The sequence below is a fragment of the Myroides marinus genome, from assembly GCF_900109075.1.
GTDB classification, from domain to species: Bacteria; Bacteroidota; Bacteroidia; order Flavobacteriales; family Flavobacteriaceae; genus Flavobacterium; species Flavobacterium marinum_A.
Genome location: NZ_FNYS01000019.1, coordinates 47,052 through 70,696 on the forward strand (window position 1 = coordinate 47,052; position 23,645 = coordinate 70,696).

A 23,645-nucleotide genomic window follows, 5' to 3' on the forward strand; every position below is an offset into this window, starting at 1 on the left:
TCCACTTGAAAGTGATTTACATTATAAATAGGAAACGTGTAAATCGTGATCAAAATATAGTGTGATTCGCATCACATTTTTATCCTACTAAATCCATTCGGGCATAAACGCATTAAAATATTTTAAAACCCTAGTTTTTGTTGCAGTATTTGTTTCCTTTGTATAAATGTTTTTAGCGGATCTATTGTCATTAGAGGTATTTGTAAAGATAACTGAGGCTTCATTAGGTGAGAACCTAGGATCTAAATCATTGGTACCTTTTTCTTTATCACTTGAGATTTTAGTGTGCTTGTTAGTTGCCTTATCAAATAAATAGATATTGGAATCAATTCTTCTGTACTCCATATTTTGAGCACCTTGATCATCTAAACTATACAGAATCTTTGTGGCATCATTAGATAAATGTAAACCACTACTAGCTCCTTTTACGTTAGTTAAGACGTTGAATAAGAATTTACCCTTAAGGTCTATACAGTAAATAGCAATATCATATCCATTAGCATTATTTGTTTTTAAGGCTATTGTGTTATACTCAATATTTACATCTACCTCTGAGATAAAGGAGTTATCAGGTGTTTGATACACTAGAGTTAAATCCTGACCATTAGAGCTTATGCTATATAGTTTATTAAAGCTAGGGAAATAGATTTTATTACTATTTGCAGGCCAGCTAAAGCTTAACTCATTTAAGTTAAAACCTCCAGGTTTTACATTTGATGTAATTTTTTGTTTGTTTGTCCCATCAGTATCCATGGTATAAAGGTCGGTATAAGATCCAGAGGTTTGTAAATACGCAACCTTGTTAGCAGTTGGATTCTTTTTAGGTCTGAAACTATTTACCTTTTCGCTAGTTAATTGAAATTCGGTTGTATTTGATTCATCCGAAGAGAAAATAGCAAAATTTCCATCAATGTTCTTTGTATAAAAATATCTATTGTTTTTAGGTGCACTATAAACTTGAAAACTACTTACCTCACTCTGTACTGGTGTATTATGACTGTCATCAACTATTATTTGCCAGAAGTATTTTACTCCTAGTTTTAGATTTTCATGCGTAAATGAATTTTGCGTTAATTTATCATATATCTCAACATTAGAGTCCTTGTCATTATAAAGTTTAAGAGTATAGGTAAGCTCTGATTCACTAGGATTCTCTACTGACCATTTAAAAGTAGTGACAATACCTTTGAGTACTTCATTACTTGATGGACTTATAAGAACAGGTTTAGATGGTGGTTTTACGCTGCCCTTAGCTGTTTTAAGTTCAAAAACGATATTTGTTTTTCTATCTTGGTAAATTACAGCAGGTTTAAACAAAGTAGTATATCCTTTTAATTCAGCTTTTACCGAATACTCAGCTACACTTATTTGATCAATTGTAAAATCTCCATTCTCATCAGTAAATACAGTAGTAGATACTGGTGATGTTTCTATTTTTACATTAGCAAGAGGTATGTTGGTATCAGAAGCAACTACCTTACCAATGAGTATTCCTGTTGTACTTTCTTGTAAATAATCTTCTTGACAAGAGTAAAATACGAGTAGTATCGCAATGGAATATATAAATTTAGTTAGTACATTTTTCATCTATCAATTGTATTAAAAGTAGTATTTAAGACCTAATCCAAAATTAAAATAGTAGTCGTTTCTTTTTCCTAGTTTTAAATTATCTAATTTATCGGTAAAACTAAGATTGTGCTCAGCAAAACCAAACACTCCCCATGAATTGGAGATGTTATAGTTTAGTCCTAAACCATACTGCATTTTCCAAAATATTGGATTGTCTTTTTCACTTTTACTTTCAAACAAGGTATTTGTTCCAATCATACCAGGGCCTAAATAAACATACGGAGATATCTTATCATTAGGCAGTAGATTAGCTCTTAGATTAAGATCTAAACTAAAGGCATGATTTTTAAAACTTTTACCAGTTACTAATTCAAAAGCATTGAAATTTATCTCACCAGAAAATATCTTAGATAATTCTCTAGCATAGCTTATTCTAAAAGAGTATCCTGCTTTTTTTTGTTTATAATCTCCAAAAAGGACATTCACACCACTAGAAGCACTAACTTCATTTTTTTGTGTCCTGTTGAATTGCTCTCTGTTGTATAATAATGTTGACTCTTCTTGCTCTTTAAGCTTATTGTATTGAGTAACTAATTGATCATCGATAGATTTCTCTTCTTTAGATTTCCATAAATCAGCTGCGATACCTTCTATAATTAAGCTTTCTACAGCTTTCTCGATAGCTTCTTTAAGAGCTAATTGAACAGGCTCATTAGATGTAAAACCAGTCTCAACCTCTAAGAGACGTTGAAAGTTCACATACCTGAATAAATTAGCAGATACGGCCTGAGAAAGTATTGTCTTAGATACATATACTGTTTTTAATACTTTACCATTTGTGGTAGAAACTGCTCTTAGGTAAACTGTTAACCGATCTTCTCTATATTGGGTAGAACCTCCTACACCAAAATACCTAGCACCAGTTCCACCTGTGATAATATTAGAATCATAAGAGGTTATACCTCCTTCAAGTAAAATACCTGCAAATAATAGGGGAGGTAGTGCTGATTGAGTCTTATCTCCTGCTTGTCTGAACTGTTCACGAGTTGTATTTATAATATTGCGCTCATTTAATAGATTGCCTAAATTCTCTCGCTCTACAATTGTAAACCAACCACTATCTTCTAATGCTTTTGCAAGGATTGTTGTTCCTCCTTGAGGAACAGCCGTGCTAAAGGAACTACCAACATCTACATTTTTATATTGCCCAGTTTGGTCTCTAAAGTTATAGATTCCAGCTACAATAGGCTCTAATGGTTTAGGTAGATTTTTTAAGTTCTTATTTGTACTACTTGTCTCACCAGTTCTTGCCACCTGTTTGGCATACGGTTGATTTAAGTAGGCTCCACAGCTAGTTATTAGTAAACTAGCCGGGAGTGCTATAAATGCGAATCTTAATAAACTCATAGCTAGCTTAATAAGTAGGCATTATAATTTGTGTTTGCTCCCCGGTTTGAGTGTTCAGAATATTTATAACCATTCCTTCACTCGACTCATAGATTTCAACAGATAAACTTCCTAGGGAAAAAGTACCTTCCTTTAGATCGCCACCAAATTGATCATTGAATATTTTTCTTGATATTTGACTCAGAAGTTGACTATTAAGTCGTTCTGAGAACTGATCTAAGCTTGAACCAGAGTTTGATTTACTAGCGGAAGGATCTTTGAATGAATTCTGAGCTGAGGCAGAAGCAAGCATCATTTGATAGTTAAACACCTCTCCTCCAAAGAAAGGATTCATAGGTTTATAGGTTAATTGCTGGGCACTACAAATAGTAGAGACTAGCAGTATAATTATATAGAATATATTTTTCATGATTTTTAAAATGTTTTGATTCGTTGTTCATCTCTTTTTAAGCTTTCTAAGTACCTCATAGTTCTATTTAAGGTACTATCGCTCATTGATCTTAAGTAATCATATTGAGTTTTAACGAAAAAGGTGAAAATGATTTGATCTAAAATACTGACATTGATTTTAGTATTATTACCAAGAGTGATAAGCTCTGAAATAGTTATAATATGTTCAGAGTTTATGTTATAAGATAAGTAGTTTGAATAAAAGATTTGGTAAAAATCTCTACCTGCTTTGGTTTTTGTTTGATCAACAACTATTCCTTTGAGCTCTATTTTATTGTAAGAAATATCTTCTTGCTCAAGATCAGAGTCAAGCATGGTTGTAAACTCTTGTTTGATTAATTCCTTATCTTTATTATCATTGATAACATGTCTATTTGTGCCTACTAATTTTTCATTCTCATCATAGATAAGTAATAAAATAATAAGCCTGTCTTTTGTATTTCTATTTATTCTAGTTGTAGATAGATTCATCGTCTGAAATCCCTCTAATACTTTTCGACCTGTTTGAACATTGGTAGCTTTATTAGCATTAGGATCTTCTAGATTTGATTTTATAACAGAGAGCTTATAAGAAATACTCTGTGTTACTTCTGTTTTATTATGTGCAATACCTGTAATTACTATATCCTCAGGGATTTCTTGAATACTCAAATCAGCTTTAATCTTAGTGTTTAAGATTTGAGCATTTATAGAGTAAGTAAGTAAAATGCACACAACTAACAAAAGAGTCTGAAAATGTGATTGCCCAAGCTTTCTCATAATGAAGATACTAGTTGTAATTTCTTATTATAAGTGATTTATCACTACCAATGATTGTAATTTTTAAGTCTTGTGACATTGAGTTTTGTCCAAAGACATCTATATTTTGATTGTTTCCTTTTTGTATTATATTAATGTTTTCTACTTTCGTCGAATTGTAATTGTAATTAGAGTATTTGTTTTGATCTCCTATCTGATTTATTGTTTGGTTTGACTCCTGACTTTTAGTTAAGATATCTATATTATTATGATTTCCTATTTGCATGTAATTGACATCACTTGAAGTAGAGTTTGAAAGATTAGACATAAGAATATTATCATCTCCTATTTGTGTGACATAGACTTGTTTCTGATCTTGAAGCATAGCTTTATCATTTCTGATTGTAATTTGATTAATCAAAAATGAATTTTCATCACGAACAATATTGTTTCTTTCTTTCTGAGCCCATATAAATGAACAAGGAGTTAAAAACAATAAGATGTATAATAAAACTGTGTTTTTCATCTTGTAAACAATAAAATTATCTCTAAAAAAATAAAAGAAGTTGTCGCTAACAAAGTAGCGACAACTAATAGTATATAGTAATTATCTACCTTGTACAACAACTGAAGTATTATGGTTTCCAATTTGTGAAACAATACCACTGTTTTGGTTAGACATTTGTGAAATTACACTTGTATTAGCCATACCATCTTGTAGTACATCTACCAAGTTTTCAGCACCAGTTTGTAATGCTACAGAGTTATTTCTACCTCCTTCTTGAACGATATTAGCAAAGTTTCCAGATAATCTTTGATCTACTAAACTAGTGTTTAATTCACCATTTTGAGATACTAAAGCGAAGTTCTCAGATTCTTGTCTAACAGTACTGTTATTTCCAAGTCCAACTTGAGTAACTTCAGCGTAGTTTCCACCTTCTAATTGTTTGATATCAGAAGTACTACCATGAGCTTGAGAAACTTTAGCGTAGTTATCGTCTCCTAACTGGTCAATTGTAGAGATGTTTCTTACTCCTGATTGATCAACGTAAGCCTGGTTAAGATCACCTGCTTGACTAATAGTAGAATAGTTGATTGTTCCCTCTTGTTTTACATCACTGATGTTTAAGAATCCCTCTTGATTAACCCAAGAATATGATCTTTCTCCTTCTTGCTCAGTTACATTATAGTTGTATTCTCCAGTTTGAGTTGTTTCTATAACGTTTTCAGTACCTGATTGATACGCATATGCTCCATTGTAATCTCCGTTTTGAGTAAGATTATTAGAGTTTGCTTCTCCATTTTGTGCAGCTATAAAGTTGTTTGAATCTCCTGTTTGGAAAGCAATAGCTTCGTTTTCAGATCCATACTGTACTGTTAAACCTTTATTCTCATCTCCAATTTGATAAGTAACACCATAGTTTGAATTACCATCTTGAGTGATCTCAGCCTCGTTTAATGTTCCAACTTGAACTACTTGAGAAGCATTTGATCCTCCATTAACTGATGCAACAGCCGTGTTACTATCACCATTTTGAAATGCAACGCTTAGGTTATTATCTCCATTTATATCAATGAAAGATGCGTTATCGTCTCCTAGTTGTTCTGTAATTGTTCTGTTTGAATCTCCAGTGATAACATTACCTACTAAGTTTTTATCACCTTCTTGATCAACTGTAGATGTGTTCTCATTACCTAATTGAGAAACCATACTTACGTTTCTGTCGTTAGTTTGAGTAACTTCAAGGCTATTTCTTTCTCCTAACTGAATACCTGTAGATAAGTTAGTATCTCCTTTTTGTTTTACTGTTGCCTTGTTGTTCTCTTGGGCATTTGCAGTAAGTCCGATTGCTAGCGCAGCTAGGCTTAAAACTACTTTTTTCATAAATAAAAAAATTAATAAGTGTTATTAAAAAAATGATTGTTTTAAAATGCTTTACTGTACCGAAACATTAAATACGTTTTTGATACTATGCAAATTTGGGATTACAAATCATTTCTTGAAATACCCTTTTTAGGTGATTTTTAGAAAAAATTATGATTTTTTATCTTAAAAGTGCCTCTTTAGGGAGTTTTTTATCACTATTAATTTTTGGTTATTATGTTGGTTTTTAGTTTTTTATGTTTGATTGGTAATGATTTTTTAAAACATTATAACTTTAGTTTTTTTAAGTCATTACTCTAAGGTTGATATGGGGTTTACCTTTATTAAGAGGTTAATCTATAGTTTCTTTTTTTAGTTGTTGGATTTCTGTACGGCTATTTATCTCTAGTTTGGTATAAAGATTACTAACATGATATTTAGTAGTACTGAGTGAAATAAATAACTTTTCTGATATTTGGCTATTACTTAACCCTTGCCATAGACATTCTAAAACCTCTATTTCTCTTGTGGTAAGATTGTATTTTTCTTTTAGTGAGTTTAATGTATTAGTATGTTTTGTTTTGTATTCTATGTTTTCTTGGGTTAGCTCCTCAGAGTTTTTCTGATCTAGGATTTGTAGATAGTTTTCTATTTCTAAACGGTATTCCGAGTTTTGGTTTTGTAAATCCCTTACTTTGTATATAATAGCAAAAGTAATAATGATTATTTCAGCTGCGCTGATAAGTCTAAATACATTAATGCTAAAATAGCTAAATTGATCAATATTTGTATTTACCTGTAAGGTATAACCTACACCAAATATAACTATAGCGCTAAAAGTAATTAGTAAAAAACGGGCATAGATATTTTTTCTAAACTGTGTAGCTGAAAGTATCAAACAAAATAGTGGAGCAATAAAGCTAAGTACTATTGTAATACTAAAAACAATATAGCTAGGGTAGAAGGTATATAGTAAAGAGGTTAAAAAACTAAATATAAATAATGAGACAAAAACTATTTTATAATGTTGATAGATTGATTTTATATCTAAAAAATGGATAGTAAATAAACAGGCTAGCATTGAAGTTAAAGGCATATTCCAGGCAAGAAGATATTTCATTTGCCATTGAGCATCTGATATATAGTAAAACATTCCATCCTCATAGAATAAGGAAATAAATATTCCTATCTGTAGTAATGAATAAAATAAAAAGCGCTTGTCTTTGAATATAAAGTAAAACAATATATTAAAGATAATAGACAAGAATGCTATACCATAGTAAAGCCCTAAAAACAATAGCTGTTTAGCCTCTTGAGCTCCAAATTGACCTCTCTCAGCAATTAATATCTTTAAATGATCTTCTTGGTTTTGATGAAGATTTAAATAATAAACCAGATTGTCAGTGATAATATAATGTTGAGCGAAACGTGTTTCTACAAAGTTACCACTACTGTCTAAATTAGGTTGTATTAGATGGAGTTTTTCAAAATTGTAAATATACATATCGTAAGAGTAGATATGAGCATTTGGTATTTGAAAAATAATTGGTGAGTGTAACTGATTTGGGTTAAAATGACCTCTAATCCAAGTATTGTTTAAAGAGTCTGTTGCTATATGTAGATTGCTATTTTCTAAAGGACGATAAACTAATGATTCAATTTGTTTTTGATTGACCGAAGGTACTTGTGCATGGTTTTTTAACGTTGTTAATAAACAAATGAATACTATAAGATTTAGTACAAATCCTTGTATGTATTTATAATTCATTAATAAAGTATTAGTTAGGTGTTTAAAAATAAAGAATATTTGATTCAACTATACTTATAATATTTAATTTTAAAAGCATAAAATAGTTTTGCTTTTCATTCTTTAGAAATGAAAAATGTTTGTACAAATGTTATTTAAATAACATTTGTTTTATTTTTAATAGCTTGATGTTAGTTATTTTGAGTAATATTTTTTATGCCGTTTAATGTCTTTTTTTTAAAAGGTTATCTATTGTTTAAATATTTATCACTTTTTAGTGAGTAAAAGAGCTTTAGGATCGTTTTTTACCCATTAGAGAAAATCAAAATATAAGCTTTAAATAAATGAAATATATAGCATTGATAATATCCTTTTATTACCATGTTTCTATGAGAATTCAGTTAAAGGAGAAGATAGTTATGAGACTACTCAAGAAAGACTTAAGAATTAATGTTGGTGTACATAAACCAGGAGTATATGGTGATAAACCATCGTTTATGTAATAATATAGATATAAACAAAATCGCCTTAGTGACTGTCACTAAGGCGATTTTATATTTAGAACTACTCAATCACACACTGAAAGCTAAGGTTACCTTCTTCTGAACTAATTAAGTAATGGTTATTTTGATTAGTAGATTGTTCAATAGAATACTGCTGATTAAAGCGAAGCTCTTTATTAAAGTGCATATCTATAATAGAGATACTCTCAGGAGCTGTATTATTAGCTTTTAAGGCATTAATAACCCATTCTAGGTACTTGATATTAGTCACGTGATTAACCATGTCTAAATCAGAGTATCTTACGGTATCTGTTACAAGGTGGTTAGTCTCAGGCTTTTTGTCAAATGTGGAAAACTCTCCACTGATACTTGTTTTACCCTCGTGTTTAGTAAAGTGCTCAGAAGGGATAGCCATCATCTCAGGACGACGTCTTACTGTATTCATAATCACCCACATTGAACTAGCACTTGCGATAAGTTCTCCTTTACAACGTACCTCAAAGTTACGCACAGAGCGAATACCATCTAGTGTCTCTATCCAAGTAGTGATATCAATGCGTTCTTGCCATTTAGGCATTCTAGCTATCTCTACTCTAAATTTATAAACTACCCACGATTGGTTAGCTTCTTGTAAATCCCAAAAACTAATACCTCCTAATACAGCATGTGTAGAAGAAGCCATCTGTATCATCTTACACAAGTCAACAACTTTTAATTGTGCATTGGTATCACAATCAAAATAATCAATGTCAAAACTCTGTGTATAAATAGATGTAAAGTCTGGTGATATAGGCATGGCTTTGTTTTTTGTGGTTTGTTATTCTATTGTTCTGTCTTTTTGTGATTTCGTTATTTTGTCTTTCTGTAAGAAAATTAAGTTTCATAAATACAAAAAACAAAAAAACGAAACAACATCATTACCCCATCTTCTCTTCAATGGCCAACATAATCTCTTCTGAAGCGGTCATATAATCAAACCACATTACATCTGGAGTACGTTTAAACCAAGTAATTTGGCGTTTAGCAAAACGACGTGTATTCTTTTTAATCTCTTCTAAAGCAAACTCTAGTGTGAACTCTTTGTCAAAATACGAAAACAATTCACGGTAGCCAACTGTTTGTAATGCATTATTGGCACGGTGAGGATATAATGCTTCAGCTTCTTTTAAAAGACCATTATCCATCATAATATCCACGCGTTTATTGATGCGTTCATACATCTTCTCTCTATCAGCCTCTAGGCCAATAACGATAGGAGTGAAGTTGCGTATATGTTTTTTGATATTTAAGAAACTAGAATAAGGCTTACCTGTACCAATACAAATTTCTAGAGCTCTAGTAACTCTTTGAGGGTTATCTATAGCTACTTTTTCATAGTGTATTGGGTCTAGTTCCTTCAGCATATTCTGCAAGTAAGGAAGACCTTTTTCTTCTAAGTCTTTATTTAATCCTTCTCTGATACTAGGATCTACATCAGGGAAATCATCAAGTCCATTTAGTATAGCATTGACAAACAAACCAGATCCACCTACCATTACTTGGACAGGGTTCTCTTTAAAGAGCTGATCTAGTTTAGTTAGAGCATCTCTTTCGAAATCTCCTACAGAGTAAGAGTCGTGAATGCTGATATTCTGAATAAAGTGATGTGGAGCTGCATCTAGTTCTTCTTTAGAAGGTACAGCAGTTCCAATAGCCATTTCTTTGTAGAATTGGCGGCTATCACATGATATAATATGGGTATTAAAGTGTTGTGCTATTTTGATTCCTAATGCAGTCTTACCGATAGCAGTAGGACCAACCACAACAATAAGATAATTGTTATTTTTCGTAGACATCTCCTAATTTTTGACCGCAGTTATAGCAGTAGTTTGCATCGTCATCATAGATTGTAGTAGTACAAGTAGAACAGTTTCTTCTTCTCTTTGCATCAAGGCGATTTCCTCGTTTGATATTAGAGAATTCTGCTGTCACAATACCAGTAGGAACGGCGATAATACCGTACCCCATAATCATGATAAAAGATGCTATCATTTGACCTAGCGTAGTTTGTGGAGCAATATCTCCATAACCTACAGTAGTAAGTGTTACGATACACCAATAGATACTTCTAGGGATACTCGTAAAGCCACTTTCTTTGCTTTCAATTACATACATCAACGCACCTAATAAAATAGAAACAACCACGACAAAGTAAACAAATACAATAATCTTAGTTCTACTAGATTTCAATGCTAGTTTTAAGTGTGATTGTTGTCCTAAGTAAGGTACCAAATTAAGGATACCAAATAGACGCAATAGACGAAGTGCTCTCACTACAGTAAGAACTCTAGAGCCTGGAATAAAGAACGATAAGTACATCGGTAGGATAGAGATTAAATCCACTAAACCATAAAAACTAAAGATATACTTTAAGGGTTTTTTATTACATAATATTCTTAGGATATATTCTATTGAGAAGAATACAGTGATAATCCACTCACAAATTACTAATCCTTTGTGGTGTTTCATATCATAACTCTCTATTGACTCAAGCATAACTAATAGCACACTCAAAATGATAACTGCTAATAGCGCTAAGTCAAATAGTTTACCAGCAAAAGTATTTGAACCATAGATAATGATATAAATCTTCTGCTTTAATATATCCCATTTATTTTTTAATCTGCGTCTCACAAAAACTGTTTTTTAGTAGTGAATTAATTTGTAACCGGTCTTTTTATTTAGATAATTAAGAATGATATTTCTATTGTTTCTATTAAATAAAATTGGCGTTAAATTGGCTGCTATTCGTTCTGGGGCGTTGATTTGGTGGTTTAAGTTATAGAAGCAATATCCGTTGAGTTTTCCTTTCTCTAAGGCTACAGCACTTTTTTCGTCTACTTTACGTCCTTTATCTAGGATAAGGACTTGATCCTTGTCAATGTCAAAAGGAACTAGTAATTCAAGTAATTTAGCGTTGAATTCTTCTCTAGTTTGTGTAAAGTTAGCAAAGAAATTATCTGCTGTAATCTTCGTTGATTTTTTCTCATAGATAAAGTCCACATAAGGTAATTCACTTTGTCCGTGAAAAATCTTATGCAAGAACTTTTTAGCTTCATTAGGGGAAGTAAAAGCCATAATGTTTCTCTTTCTACCATCTGTCTTTTCAACAGATAAGTATAGATACCCTTCTATATTTGTTTTGATATAGATAGAGTAGGGGAACACACTTTTTTTACTAACCTTATTGTATTTTGGTTTATTGGTATGAATTTCCTCAGCTTCTTTTAGTAAAGCGATTAGTTCAGTACCTGTTTTTTCAAAAGTAACGGTGTAGGTCTCTTGCTGTATTTTCTTGAATATTGGAGAGTTACTCGTAAAGTGTTGCATTACTTTCTTCTTGATATTCTTACTCTTACCGATAAAGATGATTTGTCCCTCTTGGTTGTGGATATAATATATTCCCACAGTAGAAGGTAGAGTATCTGCAATATCTAAGAACTTAGGACTAATGCCTGTCTTAATATCAGACTTAATCATCGAGGTAAGAATCGTTTTTTCCTTGTCTTTAGATAATAGGAGTTCAAATAGCTTCTCTGTAGCCATAGCATCACCACTAGCACGGTGTCTATCAGCAATAGGAATACCTAGTGAACGTACTAATTTACCTAAACTATATGAAGGCATATCAGGTAGTAACTTCTGAGATAATTCTACAGTACACAGTGTATTGCGACTATATTCGTAGCCTAAACGTCTAAATTCATTTCGAAGTACGCGATAGTCAAACTCAGCATTATGAGCAACTATTACACAATTATCTGTTATTTCTATGATGCGTTTAGCTATTTCGTAGAACTTAGGAGCTAGCCGTAGCATAGCATTATTGATCCCCGTTAGTTTTACGACGAAAGGTTGAATCTCCATTTCTGGATTAACTAAACTAATAAACTGATCCACGACTTGATTTCCATCAAATCGATATATAGCAATTTCTGTGATTCCTTCTTCATTAAACTGCCCACCAGTGGTCTCTATATCTAAAACTGCGTACAACTTCTACTTTAAATTAATTAATAATTACGGTTTCCGAAGATATTACTTCCTATTCTTACCATAGTACTTCCACACTCTATTGCTAATGAGTAGTCATTACTCATTCCCATAGACACAGTGTTTAAGTCTAGGTTATCTTGTATTCCGAACTGTTTTTTACACATTGCAAAGATATCATTTAGTTGTGTAAATTCTTTCTTTACCTGTAATTGGTTATCAGTAAAAGTAGCCATTCCCATAAGGCCAACTACTTTAATGTTTTTAAGGGCTTTAAACTCCTCACTAGCTAGAATTTCCATTAATTCAGTCTGGTCAAGTCCAAATTTAGTTTCTTCTTCAGCGATAAACATCTGTAATAAACATGAGATAACACGATTATTTCGCTTCGCTTGTTTGTCAATTTCCTCTAGTAGTCTAAAGCTATCCACCCCATGAATAAGTGATACATAAGGAGCCATATACTTCACTTTATTGCGTTGTACGTGACCGATCATATGCCATTCTATATCCTTAGGTAGCGCCTCATATTTATCCGTCATTTCTTGAATCTTATTCTCACCGAATATTCTTTGCCCAGCTTCATAGGCTTCTACGATGTCCTCATTTGGTTTGGTTTTAGAAACCGCTACAAGTGTAACATGTGTAGGTAGTGTATTCTTTATGTGTTTTAAATTCTCTGTAATAGACATAATTTTCTAGTTTTTAAATTTCATATATAAAGAGGCCATTCATAAATTTAGGCTCTATATAAGTGCTTTTTGGTGGCATGATAAGGTCGTTATCTGCTACTTTTTTTATCTCACTTACATTGGTAGGATAAAGCATAAATCCTACTTCGTACTCTCCATCATCTACTAGTTCCTTAATTGTAACGATAGACTCATTACCTGGAACATAATCTATACGCGCATCATTTCTTAAATCATCTAATCCAAGGATAGGATGTAAGACCTCGTCGTATAGTATTTGAGCATCTAATTGCTGTAAGATACTATCACTTTGTTTTTTATCCTTTAAAGTTAAAGCATAAAAATCACCATCTAAGTACATTCCGAATTCCATTTTTTTAGAAGGTTTCCAGAGCTGTTGTTCTTTGTTTACTACTTCAAATTTTTGACGTAATAAACCTAAGAACTCCTCTTTAGTATGGTTGTTTAAATCGTGAATAATACGATTAAATTCATAAATCTTAATATTACTCTCTGCTATAAGATAAGTCATAACAGAATTGTGAGGACGTAGTGTGCCATCATCAGCATGTTCAGTCTGCAATAGTTCTGCAGAGGCAAAGCGGTGATGTCCATCCGCAATATACAATTCTTGTATATCTGTAAATTGGTTTGTTAACCATTCTACATCTGTTTCTTGATCTATTCTCCAGATTGTGTGTCTCTCTTTTGTAACTGTACTAAAATCATAAAGAGGTTTTTCATCTTTTTTGATCTTTATCCACTGTTCTATATCTTCTTGATCAGGATACATCATAAGTACAGGTTCAGTATTAAACTTACTGTGGTATAAGTATTCCTTAAAGAGTCTTACCCGGTATTCTAGTGTGTCTTCATGTCTTTTAATTACATTACTCTGATAGTCCTCTATAGAAGTACCCGCTACTATACCTGTAAAACTCCAGGTTTTAGTACTTATTTGATATAAGTAGTATGTAGGTTTTTCTTCTTTAATTAAAATACCTTCTTTTTTAAAGTCATTTAATTTAGCAGCTACCATCTTAAAACGCTTGTCATAGGTTACCTTAGATTGGTTGACATATGCAGGGTTCAATACGTGTATAAAAGAAAATGGATTGTAGTCTAATAGATAAGCAATCTCAACAGCATTGTAATCTTCGAATGATCTACAGCTGACTAAGCTCACTTTATCTCGGGTAGGGCGTAAGCCTTTAAATGGAATAATTTTAGCCATTAGATTATGGTTTCAAAAATATCAAAGACAACCAAAATTGTGTTTTGGTTGCCTTTTATAATTTACTAGTTTCTAAATCAGGATTAAGCAAACATCTTTGCTACTTTCTCCGCTTTTTTGCTTTCGCTATAATCGTAGAATCCTTCTGCAGATTTAACTCCTAATTTACCAGCCATTACCATATTTACTAATAGTGGACATGGAGCATATTTAGGATTTTTAAATCCGTCATACATTACATTTAGGATAGATAGACATACGTCTAATCCAATAAAATCAGCTAATTGTAATGGTCCCATTGGATGAGCCATACCAAGCTTCATTACTGTATCGATTTCCTCAACACCAGCTACACCGTTGTAAAGAGTTTCGATAGCCTCGTTAATCATAGGCATTAAGATACGGTTAGCCACAAATCCAGGGTAATCATTTACCTCTGTAGGAACTTTATCTAATGCTTTACTCATATCCATAATCGCTTTAGTAACCTGGTCAGAAGTGTTATATCCTCTGATGATTTCTACTAATTTCATGATAGGCACTGGGTTCATAAAGTGCATACCGATAACGCGTTCTGGATTTTTAACAACAGAAGCTATTTTCGTGATAGAAATTGAAGAAGTATTAGATGCTAAGATTACATCCTCACCACATACTTCACTAAGTTGTCTGAATATATTTAGTTTTAATTCTACGTTTTCTGTAGCAGCTTCCACTACTAAGTCTGCATTAGCTACACCATCTTTGATGTCTGTGTAAGTAATGATATTCTCAATAGTTGCTTTCTTGTCAGCCTCAGTGATACTTCCTTTAGCAAGCATACGATCTAAGTTTTTAACAATCGTAGTCATTCCTCTTTCGATAGCAGCCTCTGATATATCAATTAAAAGAACTGTGAAACCTTTTTGAGCAAAAGTATGTGCAATACCATTCCCCATTGTTCCAGCTCCGATAACAGCAATTTTTTTCATAATGGTTGTTTTATAAATGTTGTTGTATAATATTATTTGTCAAATGCCTCAATGATTTGGTAAGCTAAGCGAAGCGCTTTTGTACCATCATCAAGAGTCACGATAGGTGTAGTTTTATTTACAATCGCATCGTGGAAAGTTTCTAACTCGTCTAATATAGCATTATTCGCTAAAACTTCAGGATTGTCATAGTAAATTTGTTTTTTAACTCCCTCTGCATTTTGCAGGATTAAGTCAAAGTCACCAGGAGTTTCTGGAGCTTCTTTCATTTTTACTACTTCACATGTTTTCTCTAGGTAATCTACAGAGATATAAGCATCGCGTTGGAAGAAGCGCGATTTACGCATATTCTTCATCGAAATACGGCTAGCTGTAATATTAGCTACACATCCATTCTCGAATTCCACACGAGCATTCGCGATATCTGGAGACTCACTAAGTACAGCTACACCGCTAGCACTAACGTGTTTTACAGGTGATTTAACCACACTTAAGATAGCATCTAGATCGTGGATCATAAGGTCTAACACCACAGGTACGTCAGTTCCTCTAGGATTAAACTCTGCTAAACGGTGAGTTTCGATAAACATTGGGTTTTCTATTTTTGGACGTACCGCAATAAAGGCTGGGTTAAAGCGCTCTACGTGTCCTACTTGTCCTAATACATTGTGTTTCTCAGCTAGAGCAATGATTGTCTCAGCCTCTTCAATAGTAGTAGTGATAGGTTTTTCTAAGAATACGTGCTTACCAGATTCGATAGCTAGTTTAGCACAGTCAAAGTGAGAAAGGGTAGGAGTAACAATATCTACTACATCTACTGCCTGAATTAATTCCTCTATAGTGTCAAATTTTCTATAGCCAAATTCTGCTGCAACTTTATCAGCATTCTCTTTAAAAGGATCATAAAATCCTACTAGTTCATATTTTTCAGATTGGTTAAGTAGACGTAGGTGAATTTTACCTAGGTGGCCTGCTCCCAATACTCCAACTTTAAGCATAAAACTATATTTTGAAAACAAAAATATAATTTATTTATCTAAACTTTCAATAATCATCCTTAAACTTTTGTTCAATTGCATTCTCAAGAGATATTAAGATTGCTTTTGTAATAAAATAGTAGTTATTTTGCTGTAAATAACAATTTAATAGTGAGAGATTCTGCAAAACATCAAGGTCTTAGAAACCAGTTGGTTGAAGTGCTTAAGCAAAAAGGAATTGTTGATTCGAATGTTTTAGATGCAATAAAACGCGTACCACGCCATTTATTTTTGGACTCTAGCTTCGAAGATTTTGCTTACCAAGACAAAGCCTTCCCAATCGGTGCTGGCCAAACTATTTCGCACCCTTATACGGTAGCCTTTCAGTCTCAGTTACTTCAGGTCAAAAAAGAGGACAAAATCCTAGAGATAGGTACAGGTAGTGGGTATCAAACAGCTGTACTTGTAGCTATGGGAGCAAGGGTATATAGTATAGAAAGACAAAATGAACTGTATAAAAAAACCTCTGCTTTATTACCTAGACTTGGAATAAGACCAAAGTTGATGACCTTTGGAGATGGGTATAAAGGACTTCCTAATTACGCCCCATTTGATGCTATTATAGTTACAGCAGGAGCTCCATTTATTCCTCAAGCATTACTTGGACAAATAAAAGTTGGAGGAAGACTTATCATTCCTATTGGAGACGAAGTACAGATTATGACAGAACTAATCCGTATCAATGAAAAACAATTCGAAAAGCATGAACATGGCGACTTTAAGTTTGTACCTATGTTAGAGAATAAGAACTAGTTTGAAAATATATTAATAGGATTCTTTTAAGGGTGTTTTTTTTATTATTGTGTTTTTTATAAAAATAGCATATCTGTTAGATGACTTTTTTTTAGTTGTTTATTTTTTATTTTTGGTATTTTAGTTATTAGTTTGTTTTGTTTTTAACACAATGCTGATCAGTATTTTTGTTTAGATGTGTTAATTGTATTTTTAACATAATTTTATGTTAATCAATTAAAGGTGTTTTAATAATTAATACTTTAGTATTTAAACTTTAAATATTATAATTATGAAAAATTATTATGCCTTTTGTTAGTGTTTTTCTCGCTAAATTGTTTTTCACAAGTAATGAGCTCTAGAGGGCCACTTTATCCAATGGATCCTAATGGACCAGAAGTGGAGTATTGGAAAGAGTTTACTTTTTTTAGTTGTGATGCAAATGGAAAAAGTATTGTAGATATTCAAGATCCTAAGTATAAAAGATATGAGTTAGAGTTTTTAATATCTGCCCCTAGTGGTCATGGTATCTTTTCATTTTATCATCATAGAGTAGAAAAGCAGATTTGTGAATTAGGTAAGATAACAGAATATAGTCCTGCAATGAGAGTTATTCGTGTAGTGGGAACAAATGGAAAAGACCTTGGTAATGGTATGGAAATAGTTCAATTAGATCCAGAATTTTTGTTTTTGTTAGAAAACTAAAAAGAGGAATTATAATTGTACAGTAAGTAAAAATGCCCCATAAAACTATAGTCTTTTGGGGCATTTCTATCTGATTTTTAAATCTATCTAATTCACCTTATTAACTTAATATAGTTCTCACGAGCATCCTCATTAATAGAGTTGCGCATATAGATAAGTTCTTCTTTCTTAGAAGTAAGGTCAAGTCTGATTAAACCTGCTTCACAATAGAAAAACACAGTGTTTTGATCCTGAACTTCAATATTTGAAATAGCTTTATTACTTAGAGCAATTTCTTTTTCTATTTTTCCGTTTTTAGGGTTTACTACAAAGAAGTTACTTCCATTATCATAAGCATAAATTTTGTTGTTATACTCTTCTAATTGCTGAATAGAATGGTTGTAATCTTGCTTTGGTTTTACTTGCCAAATTATCTTTCCTGTACTAGATTCTATAGCATAAAACATATGATTAGTAGTAAGGTATAAGGTATTGTTTTTTACTACTATTCTTTGATCTACAGAACTCTCAGGTAAATCAACTTCCCATATCGTTTCTAGATTATCTAGATTAAGTGCATAGAGTGTTTTGCTCTCATTAGCGATGTATAGTCTTTGCCCGTCACTAATAGGTTTAGAGTACATCGCTTTTTTAAAATCACGTCTTGCTATTTCACGTCCTGTATTTGCATCGAAGGCATATACATAAGGTGCATTCTGAGTATATACTTTATCATTAGTATATACTACAGGCAAATGATTATATGGATAAACGAGTTTATAGTTCCAAACTATCTGTCCGTTTTTCTTGTTAAAAGCATAGATGTTACTATTTTCATATTGTGTAGTGATGTAGATTAAATCCTTATTGATTGTAGGGATTTGATTAATCCATATTTTAAAGTACTGACTATTTTTTAGTCCTGCTTTCAGTTCCCAGAACTTCTCACCAGTTTTGTGATCTAGAGCATACATTTCCCCGTTGATAAACGGAACATATAGTACTCCATCCTCTAGCGTAAACTTGTTTCTACTGTAAGTGACATCATTGTCCTTTGCCTTAAAGGTCCAATTAATAGTATTCGTTTTAAGGTTAAATGATTTTAAAGAACCGTCATAATCATAGATAATCATAGCATCTTTATCCAATTCTACAGGTTTTACTGTTTTAAATTGTTCGCCAATAACCATATCGTACTCGGTTAATATCTTATTGTTAGAATAAGAATTAGTTTGAGATTCTGTTGGGCGTGTAGGAGCGGAATGTATCTCAGGTAGTTCTTCTATTACAGGAAGTTGTGTTACTTCTTCTTTTGGTGTAATATACTTAACTTCAACGGGAGGAGGAAGAGGTTTCTTTTTCTTTTGCCCCATTACAGGTAATGTAAGACAAGCTACAGCTAGGATAGTTAATAGTACTTTTTTCATAGGTTTTTATTGTTGTTTCTGCGAAAGTAAAATAAATTATTGTCGCTTTCTGTGATTTTGTTTTTTTGTTTTCTGTGATTTTGTCACAGCAGAATAAATAAACAACATCCACAGCCCATATAGGCAAACAATATCACCAATCTATATCCCCAGTAGTACGGGCGATTACTCTACACCCAAACACAATAAACAAAAAAACACCCGAAAAGGGTGTTTCTATACAGTATATCGTAATTAGTAATTAGCCGAAGACGACGTAATTAGTAATTAATTTAGTATGCTTTTTTAAGTCTATCTAGATCACGTTTGTTATCGCGGTCTTTGATAGTTTCACGTTTGTCGTAGTTTTTCTTACCACGAGCTAGAGCAATATCCAATTTAGCTCTACCTTTATCGTTAAGGAATAGGCGTAGAGGAATAATCGTTAATCCCTTATTCTGTACATCTTTTAGAAGAGACTTTAGCTCTTTTTTGTTTAAAAGAAGCTTTCTTTCTGTCTTAGCTTTGTGATTAAAGTGTTTACTATATGCGTATTCTTCTATCTGACTATTGATAACGAATAATTCGTGTCCTTGAAACTCACAAAAGCTTTCAGCGATATTTGCTTTTCCTAAACGTATAGACTTAATTTCTGTTCCTGTTAATACAATACCAGCTGTGTACTTATCCAGTATTTCGTATTCGAACTTAGCCCTTTTGTTTAATATGTTTATTGTCTTTTGCATAGGACAAAAATAACAATTTTTTAAAGTGTATCTAATATTATTGCACAAAAAAAGAGTTGTACCCTAGCACAACTCTTAATTCTATATTATAAATGGTCTATTATAGGATGAACCACCCTAAAGATACCATCCAAGTATTCGGTTTAGAACCAATTTCTTTATTTGTTTTGCTGAAGCTTCCGTCATAAGAAACATCTAAAGTAAATTTAAGAACATCAACACCTACACCTAAGCGGTATCCGATATTATTCTTGTCAAAGTTCTCAAACTTTACAGCGCTTTCTACTTTAGAACCAGTGAATTTATCGTCAAAAGTATTTGTATAAACTCCACCAGCAAATCCTCTTAAGCTGAATAATGGTAAGTTTACAAACTTATGACCAATCACTACAGGGATTTCTATTTGTTTTGCTTTAACTTCAAAACTACCATGACGGTCCCCTTCAAACTTAGAGTTTTTCTCAGAGAAGAAAAGTTCAGTCTGAATGTATGTTTTTTTGATGTCAAATCTAGCCATAGCACCTAGTCCATACCCAGTAGCAGTTTTACTACTATAGTCTTTAAGGTCTGTAGAAATATTAGTAAAGTTAGCCCCAGCTTTAATCCCTACATGAAATGGAGAAGGAGATTGAGCATAAGTAGATACTCCTACAAACATAAGAGCAACAGCAGATAGCAATTTTACAATGTGTTTCATTCTATTAATGTTTTTTATTATTGTTAGACAAAGTTAAATAAAAACTTAAACTACAGTGCGTTTATCGTATAGTTCTTGACAGATTTACATTTTTTAAAGATAAAAGGCACTATTTATATGATAAACAGCATTTTTGGTTTATACTTAAAACGAATATTTAATTTATATAGTATATGGTAAAAGACTTTTTTTGTTACTAGGAGTAAGTTGATAGTCTGATAGTTATTTGTATTTAGAGTAGATATATAGGCAGATTGTGATAATTTATCTCAACGCAGAAACTCTTTTCTTAGTTTAAGAATATTACATTTGAGCCTATTTCAATACGCCTTATACTATGAAGATATCATATCTAAACGCAACTATAGAAGATTGTAATCTACTTACAGAAACAGCACTTACCTCTAAAAGACATTGGGGATACAGTGAAGAACTTATCGCAATCTGGACAGATCAATTGACTATTATAGATCTAAATTTTAAAAAATCTGAATTAGTGAAGTGTTTTATAGATGATCAGTACATTGGTTTCTTTGAATTAGAAGACAAAACTCCATATGGATGTATTAATCATTTTTGGTTACTACCAGAGTTTATTAATAAAGGTTATGGAAGTGTAATCACTGCTGAGATAAAACGACGTGCTAAGGGCAAAGGATATAAATATCTCGAAGTCTATGCCGAGCCTAATGCAAATCTGTTTTATGAAAAAATGGGAGGAGAGTGTGTAAAACAGATTCTAACGAGTGTGCCTGGGCGAATGATGAAGATTTACCATCTGCCAGTAGTAGAGGAGAAGTGGATAAATCTAGATACGGCTGGACTTGTCATTGTCAAAGATTACAAGTTACTATTAGCTTATAGTAATAATAAGAATGCATGGTACTTACCAGGAGGAAAGATAGATAGTGGAGAGGACAGTAAGACAGCTCTTATCCGAGAGATAGAAGAGGAGTTGAGCTTAAAGCTAGACCCGAGTAGAGTAAATTTCTTACATCATATTACAGCACCAGCTTACGGTGAGAAATTAAATATTATGATGCAACAGGACTGTTATAGTTATGATCTTGAAGAAGATGTCATAGAGCCAACTAATGAGATAGGAGCTGTGAAGTACTTTAGTCTAGAGCAATATAGACGTGAAGAAATACAAGTACCTGGAGTGTTAATGGTATATGAGGTATTAGGAAAAATCTAAGGTTTAAGCCTAGTAAATACATAATATAAAAGGGTTAAAGAGGAAGTAGAACTTTCTTTAACCCTTATTCTATATTTTTTTGTACTTTTGTAAAACAAGGTGTTTTTATTATAAGTGTCTGTCTTTTAGTGAAAAAGTATACTAATCAAAGCGAAAAAAATCTTCTTTCTTGCTTAAGTAAAAAACACCATATTCTTCAAGTGTTTTTAACTCTTATTTTGTCATTTATCAAAAATCTTTTTTATAAAAACCTCCTTCTATCCCAGTGTTTATAGGGTGTTGTCCCTGGGAGAGCCTATTTTGGGAGTGATTTGGGAACAAAACAGCAACCAGACTGCAACAAAACTTCTTTAGGTCTTGATTTTATTGAGTTTGTTAGTTGTTTTTGATTCTTTCTTAGTAAAATATTTGCTTCATTTTGAGTACAGTAAAAAAGACTGTTTTTGTTTTTTAGAAGATAATAAAATGATATTTTGATAAAAAACAGAATAAAGGAAAGGTTTAGAAATTACAATTGACTAGTAATTCCTGTCATTTTATGAAAGAGTTCGATAAAACTATTAGATTGTGTTTTAGAAAGGATGTTTTTTCGATGAGTAAGTATAGTATTTATACTAATGTGTAATTCTAGAGATATTTGTTTACTTGTCAGTCCGTTTTTAATTAATTCGACAATTTCTAATTCTCTTGGCGTTAAGTTTAACTTATTGTTTAAATCTAAATAAATTCTTTTCTTTTTATCATAGACTTGATAATCCGTATTTAATGACACTGTACGAGAATCTTCTACTATAATGTGTCTAACTAAGGATTTAGCCCAATAACCTTGTTCATTAATTTCAAAGGCTTGATATTCTTGTAAAACCTGAAAATAACTTCCGTCTGATTTTTTAAATCGATAACTATACTTAATGACATATCTAAAAACTTCATTAAATCTTAAGTCATTGGTGAATGTTTGAATCTGTTTCTCCTTTTCAATAAAATACTCATAGTCATCAGGATGAATCAAATCAATATAAGCTCCCGGAGTTATTGCTTTTACCTTATGGCCTGTAATAGCACTAAATGTAGAGTCCATAAAAGTAAAAGAGTTATTTATACAGTCATATATAAATGTATAAGTGGTTCGTTTATCTACATCAGTTGTATGATGCAGGTTTTTGCCTTTCTCATTATTTATGATATCTAACCATAAGTTATAAGATGTTTTATTCATTTTATTGTGGTGTGGGGTTAATAAAAGAGTAATTTTTATAAGGATATATTTTGTGCAAATATAAATTTTAAAACTGTTTTATGGTTTAAAAGAATAAAATCCCACTGTTAATTTTTATGTTTTTTATATTTGTAAGTATTTGTTTTTCAAATAAGTGGTTTTGGTAAAATTAATATTAAATGTATTTTTATAGAGTTTTTTAAGGTTCTTTATTAGATGTTTTTAAGTATAATAGTGTAGATAATAAATAAAAAGTACAACGGAAGTAGTTTATGACTAAGTTTTAATCAAAGGAATTCTTTGAAGCCGTTAGAGTGGATATTCCTTATTAGTTGGTATTTGTTTTGTGTAAATCCTAGAAGAAAAAATTAGCAAGCAGTATAGTTAGATTGAGTTATTAAATTAACTTCCGTATTTTAGTATCTTAAAATCAATAGTATGGAAATTTTTAAGGGTCAAAACCTTCTGAACTTAGTAAAAGAACTACCAGATGACGAATCTTGTAAAGCTTATTTAAGCAAAATAAAGTGGTCAAACGGTTTTACATGTGTAAAATGTGGTCACCAAAAAGGTTGTTTAAAAACTAATCATTCATACTATTGTTATAATTGTGAACATGTTGAGAGTTCAACGGCTAATACCTTATTTCACAAAGTCAAATTTGGTTTGCAAAAAGCATTTATGATTGTGTTTGAAATGACAACTTCTACAAAAAGTAT

23 protein-coding genes are annotated in these 23,645 nt (G+C 32.0%); 4 read left to right on the top strand and 19 right to left on the bottom strand.

The features are described 5' to 3' along the window. Window positions 1–87: 87 nt before the first annotated feature. From BMX53_RS15130 to BMX53_RS15200, 15 genes are all read right to left on the bottom strand, one after another. Window positions 88–1,587, bottom strand: a complete 1,500-nt coding sequence (locus tag BMX53_RS15130; RefSeq protein ID WP_074747337.1) for a carboxypeptidase-like regulatory domain-containing protein — start codon at window positions 1,585–1,587, stop codon at window positions 88–90. Between the two features lie 12 nt (window positions 1,588–1,599). After that, a complete protein-coding gene (locus BMX53_RS15135; RefSeq protein ID WP_074747340.1) occupies window positions 1,600–2,976 on the bottom strand; it encodes a CsgG/HfaB family protein in 1,377 nt (458 codons plus the stop codon). Window positions 2,977–2,983: 7 nt separating this feature from the next. Next, window positions 2,984–3,385 (bottom strand): curli assembly protein CsgF, encoded by a 402-nt coding sequence (locus tag BMX53_RS15140; protein ID WP_038986635.1) that lies wholly within the window; start codon window positions 3,383–3,385, stop codon window positions 2,984–2,986. A 5-nt stretch (window positions 3,386–3,390) separates the two neighbouring features. Continuing rightward, a complete protein-coding gene (locus tag BMX53_RS15145; protein WP_074747343.1) occupies window positions 3,391–4,185 on the bottom strand; it encodes a CsgE family curli-type amyloid fiber assembly protein in 795 nt (264 codons plus the stop codon). Window positions 4,186–4,195: 10 nt separating this feature from the next. Beyond that, window positions 4,196–4,690 carry a hypothetical protein gene (locus BMX53_RS15150; RefSeq protein ID WP_074747346.1) on the bottom strand — a complete coding sequence of 165 codons (495 nt, stop codon included), beginning with the start codon at window positions 4,688–4,690 and terminating at the stop codon, window positions 4,196–4,198. A gap of 81 nt (window positions 4,691–4,771) precedes the next feature. After that, a complete protein-coding gene (locus BMX53_RS15155; RefSeq protein WP_074747348.1) occupies window positions 4,772–6,049 on the bottom strand; it encodes a hypothetical protein in 1,278 nt (425 codons plus the stop codon). Between the two features lie 331 nt (window positions 6,050–6,380). After that, window positions 6,381–7,796 (bottom strand): 7TM diverse intracellular signaling domain-containing protein, encoded by a 1,416-nt coding sequence (locus BMX53_RS19400; RefSeq protein WP_083394425.1) that lies wholly within the window; start codon window positions 7,794–7,796, stop codon window positions 6,381–6,383. Between the two features lie 543 nt (window positions 7,797–8,339). Then, window positions 8,340–9,074, bottom strand: a complete 735-nt coding sequence (locus tag BMX53_RS15165; protein WP_063176129.1) for an acyl-[acyl-carrier-protein] thioesterase — start codon at window positions 9,072–9,074, stop codon at window positions 8,340–8,342. A gap of 121 nt (window positions 9,075–9,195) precedes the next feature. After that, window positions 9,196–10,113, bottom strand: coding sequence for a tRNA (adenosine(37)-N6)-dimethylallyltransferase MiaA (gene miaA / locus BMX53_RS15170; RefSeq protein WP_063176128.1), 918 nt, complete (start codon window positions 10,111–10,113; stop codon window positions 9,196–9,198). Beyond that, complete coding sequence (locus tag BMX53_RS15175) at window positions 10,097–10,951, bottom strand: ion transporter (protein WP_038986630.1); 855 nt, start codon at window positions 10,949–10,951, stop codon at window positions 10,097–10,099. The genes miaA and BMX53_RS15175 overlap by 17 nt, the downstream gene beginning before the upstream one ends. Before the next feature lie 12 nt (window positions 10,952–10,963). Next, window positions 10,964–12,313, bottom strand: a complete 1,350-nt coding sequence (locus tag BMX53_RS15180; RefSeq protein ID WP_063176127.1) for an exonuclease domain-containing protein — start codon at window positions 12,311–12,313, stop codon at window positions 10,964–10,966. 17 nt (window positions 12,314–12,330) lie between these two features. Beyond that, window positions 12,331–13,002 (bottom strand): YggS family pyridoxal phosphate-dependent enzyme, encoded by a 672-nt coding sequence (locus tag BMX53_RS15185; protein WP_063176126.1) that lies wholly within the window; start codon window positions 13,000–13,002, stop codon window positions 12,331–12,333. Window positions 13,003–13,015: 13 nt separating this feature from the next. Then, complete coding sequence (locus BMX53_RS15190) at window positions 13,016–14,236, bottom strand: DUF1015 domain-containing protein (protein WP_063176125.1); 1,221 nt, start codon at window positions 14,234–14,236, stop codon at window positions 13,016–13,018. Between the two features lie 83 nt (window positions 14,237–14,319). Then, window positions 14,320–15,207 (bottom strand): 3-hydroxyacyl-CoA dehydrogenase family protein, encoded by an 888-nt coding sequence (locus BMX53_RS15195; RefSeq protein ID WP_063176124.1) that lies wholly within the window; start codon window positions 15,205–15,207, stop codon window positions 14,320–14,322. A gap of 32 nt (window positions 15,208–15,239) precedes the next feature. After that, complete coding sequence (locus tag BMX53_RS15200) at window positions 15,240–16,205, bottom strand: Gfo/Idh/MocA family protein (RefSeq protein WP_038986625.1); 966 nt, start codon at window positions 16,203–16,205, stop codon at window positions 15,240–15,242. Window positions 16,206–16,355: 150 nt separating this feature from the next. Between BMX53_RS15200 and BMX53_RS15205 the strand changes: the two genes are divergently transcribed. Next, window positions 16,356–16,997 carry a protein-L-isoaspartate(D-aspartate) O-methyltransferase gene (locus tag BMX53_RS15205; RefSeq protein ID WP_063176123.1) on the top strand — a complete coding sequence of 214 codons (642 nt, stop codon included), beginning with the start codon at window positions 16,356–16,358 and terminating at the stop codon, window positions 16,995–16,997. Window positions 16,998–17,327: 330 nt separating this feature from the next. Further along, a complete protein-coding gene (locus tag BMX53_RS15210; RefSeq protein WP_074747351.1) occupies window positions 17,328–17,681 on the top strand; it encodes a hypothetical protein in 354 nt (117 codons plus the stop codon). Window positions 17,682–17,773: 92 nt separating this feature from the next. On the opposite strand, the gene BMX53_RS15215 is transcribed toward BMX53_RS15210, so the two are convergent. From BMX53_RS15215 to BMX53_RS15225, 3 genes are all read right to left on the bottom strand, one after another. Further along, window positions 17,774–19,087: an outer membrane protein assembly factor BamB family protein gene (locus tag BMX53_RS15215; protein WP_074747354.1), complete on the bottom strand. Its 1,314-nt coding sequence runs from the start codon at window positions 19,085–19,087 to the stop codon at window positions 17,774–17,776. 272 nt (window positions 19,088–19,359) lie between these two features. Next, window positions 19,360–19,812 carry an SsrA-binding protein SmpB gene (smpB, locus tag BMX53_RS15220; protein ID WP_038986622.1) on the bottom strand — a complete coding sequence of 151 codons (453 nt, stop codon included), beginning with the start codon at window positions 19,810–19,812 and terminating at the stop codon, window positions 19,360–19,362. Window positions 19,813–19,912: 100 nt separating this feature from the next. Then, on the bottom strand, window positions 19,913–20,509 hold the full coding sequence (locus tag BMX53_RS15225) for a porin family protein (protein WP_063176120.1): 597 nt from the start codon (window positions 20,507–20,509) through the stop codon (window positions 19,913–19,915). Between the two features lie 337 nt (window positions 20,510–20,846). Here BMX53_RS15225 and BMX53_RS15230 point away from each other — a divergent pair, with 337 nt between their 5' ends. Next, complete coding sequence (locus BMX53_RS15230; RefSeq protein ID WP_063176119.1) at window positions 20,847–21,707, top strand: GNAT family N-acetyltransferase; 861 nt, start codon at window positions 20,847–20,849, stop codon at window positions 21,705–21,707. Window positions 21,708–22,215: 508 nt separating this feature from the next. Here BMX53_RS15230 and BMX53_RS15235 read toward each other — a convergent pair. Continuing rightward, a complete protein-coding gene (locus BMX53_RS15235; RefSeq protein WP_063176118.1) occupies window positions 22,216–22,926 on the bottom strand; it encodes a LuxR C-terminal-related transcriptional regulator in 711 nt (236 codons plus the stop codon). A 438-nt stretch (window positions 22,927–23,364) separates the two neighbouring features. On the opposite strand from BMX53_RS15235, the gene BMX53_RS15240 reads away from it, so the two are divergent. After that, window positions 23,365–23,645: transposase (locus tag BMX53_RS15240; RefSeq protein WP_143061432.1), on the top strand; the 281-nt coding region annotated here is incomplete at its 3' end.

What these genes read in the sequence shown, in the direction of transcription:
- BMX53_RS15135 (WP_074747340.1), bottom strand. Translation starts at nt 2,976, where the DNA reads ATGAGTTTATTAAGATTCGCATTTATAGCACTCCCGGCTAGTTTACTA.
- BMX53_RS15165 (WP_063176129.1), bottom strand. Translation starts at nt 9,074, where the DNA reads ATGCCTATATCACCAGACTTTACATCTATTTATACACAGAGTTTTGAC.
- BMX53_RS15130 (WP_074747337.1), bottom strand. Translation starts at nt 1,587, where the DNA reads ATGAAAAATGTACTAACTAAATTTATATATTCCATTGCGATACTACTC.
- BMX53_RS15155 (WP_074747348.1), bottom strand. Translation starts at nt 6,049, where the DNA reads ATGAAAAAAGTAGTTTTAAGCCTAGCTGCGCTAGCAATCGGACTTACT.
- smpB (WP_038986622.1), bottom strand. Translation starts at nt 19,812, where the DNA reads ATGCAAAAGACAATAAACATATTAAACAAAAGGGCTAAGTTCGAATAC.
- BMX53_RS15145 (WP_074747343.1), bottom strand. Translation starts at nt 4,185, where the DNA reads ATGAGAAAGCTTGGGCAATCACATTTTCAGACTCTTTTGTTAGTTGTG.
- BMX53_RS15190 (WP_063176125.1), bottom strand. Translation starts at nt 14,236, where the DNA reads ATGGCTAAAATTATTCCATTTAAAGGCTTACGCCCTACCCGAGATAAA.
- BMX53_RS15215 (WP_074747354.1), bottom strand. Translation starts at nt 19,087, where the DNA reads ATGAAAAAAGTACTATTAACTATCCTAGCTGTAGCTTGTCTTACATTA.
- BMX53_RS15185 (WP_063176126.1), bottom strand. Translation starts at nt 13,002, where the DNA reads ATGTCTATTACAGAGAATTTAAAACACATAAAGAATACACTACCTACA.
- BMX53_RS15210 (WP_074747351.1), top strand. Translation starts at nt 17,328, where the DNA reads ATGAGCTCTAGAGGGCCACTTTATCCAATGGATCCTAATGGACCAGAA.
- BMX53_RS15200 (WP_038986625.1), bottom strand. Translation starts at nt 16,205, where the DNA reads ATGCTTAAAGTTGGAGTATTGGGAGCAGGCCACCTAGGTAAAATTCAC.
- miaA (WP_063176128.1), bottom strand. Translation starts at nt 10,113, where the DNA reads ATGTCTACGAAAAATAACAATTATCTTATTGTTGTGGTTGGTCCTACT.
- BMX53_RS19400 (WP_083394425.1), bottom strand. Translation starts at nt 7,796, where the DNA reads ATGAATTATAAATACATACAAGGATTTGTACTAAATCTTATAGTATTC.
- BMX53_RS15230 (WP_063176119.1), top strand. Translation starts at nt 20,847, where the DNA reads ATGAAGATATCATATCTAAACGCAACTATAGAAGATTGTAATCTACTT.
- BMX53_RS15150 (WP_074747346.1), bottom strand. Translation starts at nt 4,690, where the DNA reads ATGAAAAACACAGTTTTATTATACATCTTATTGTTTTTAACTCCTTGT.
- BMX53_RS15195 (WP_063176124.1), bottom strand. Translation starts at nt 15,207, where the DNA reads ATGAAAAAAATTGCTGTTATCGGAGCTGGAACAATGGGGAATGGTATT.
- BMX53_RS15235 (WP_063176118.1), bottom strand. Translation starts at nt 22,926, where the DNA reads ATGAATAAAACATCTTATAACTTATGGTTAGATATCATAAATAATGAG.
- BMX53_RS15225 (WP_063176120.1), bottom strand. Translation starts at nt 20,509, where the DNA reads ATGAAACACATTGTAAAATTGCTATCTGCTGTTGCTCTTATGTTTGTA.
- BMX53_RS15140 (WP_038986635.1), bottom strand. Translation starts at nt 3,385, where the DNA reads ATGAAAAATATATTCTATATAATTATACTGCTAGTCTCTACTATTTGT.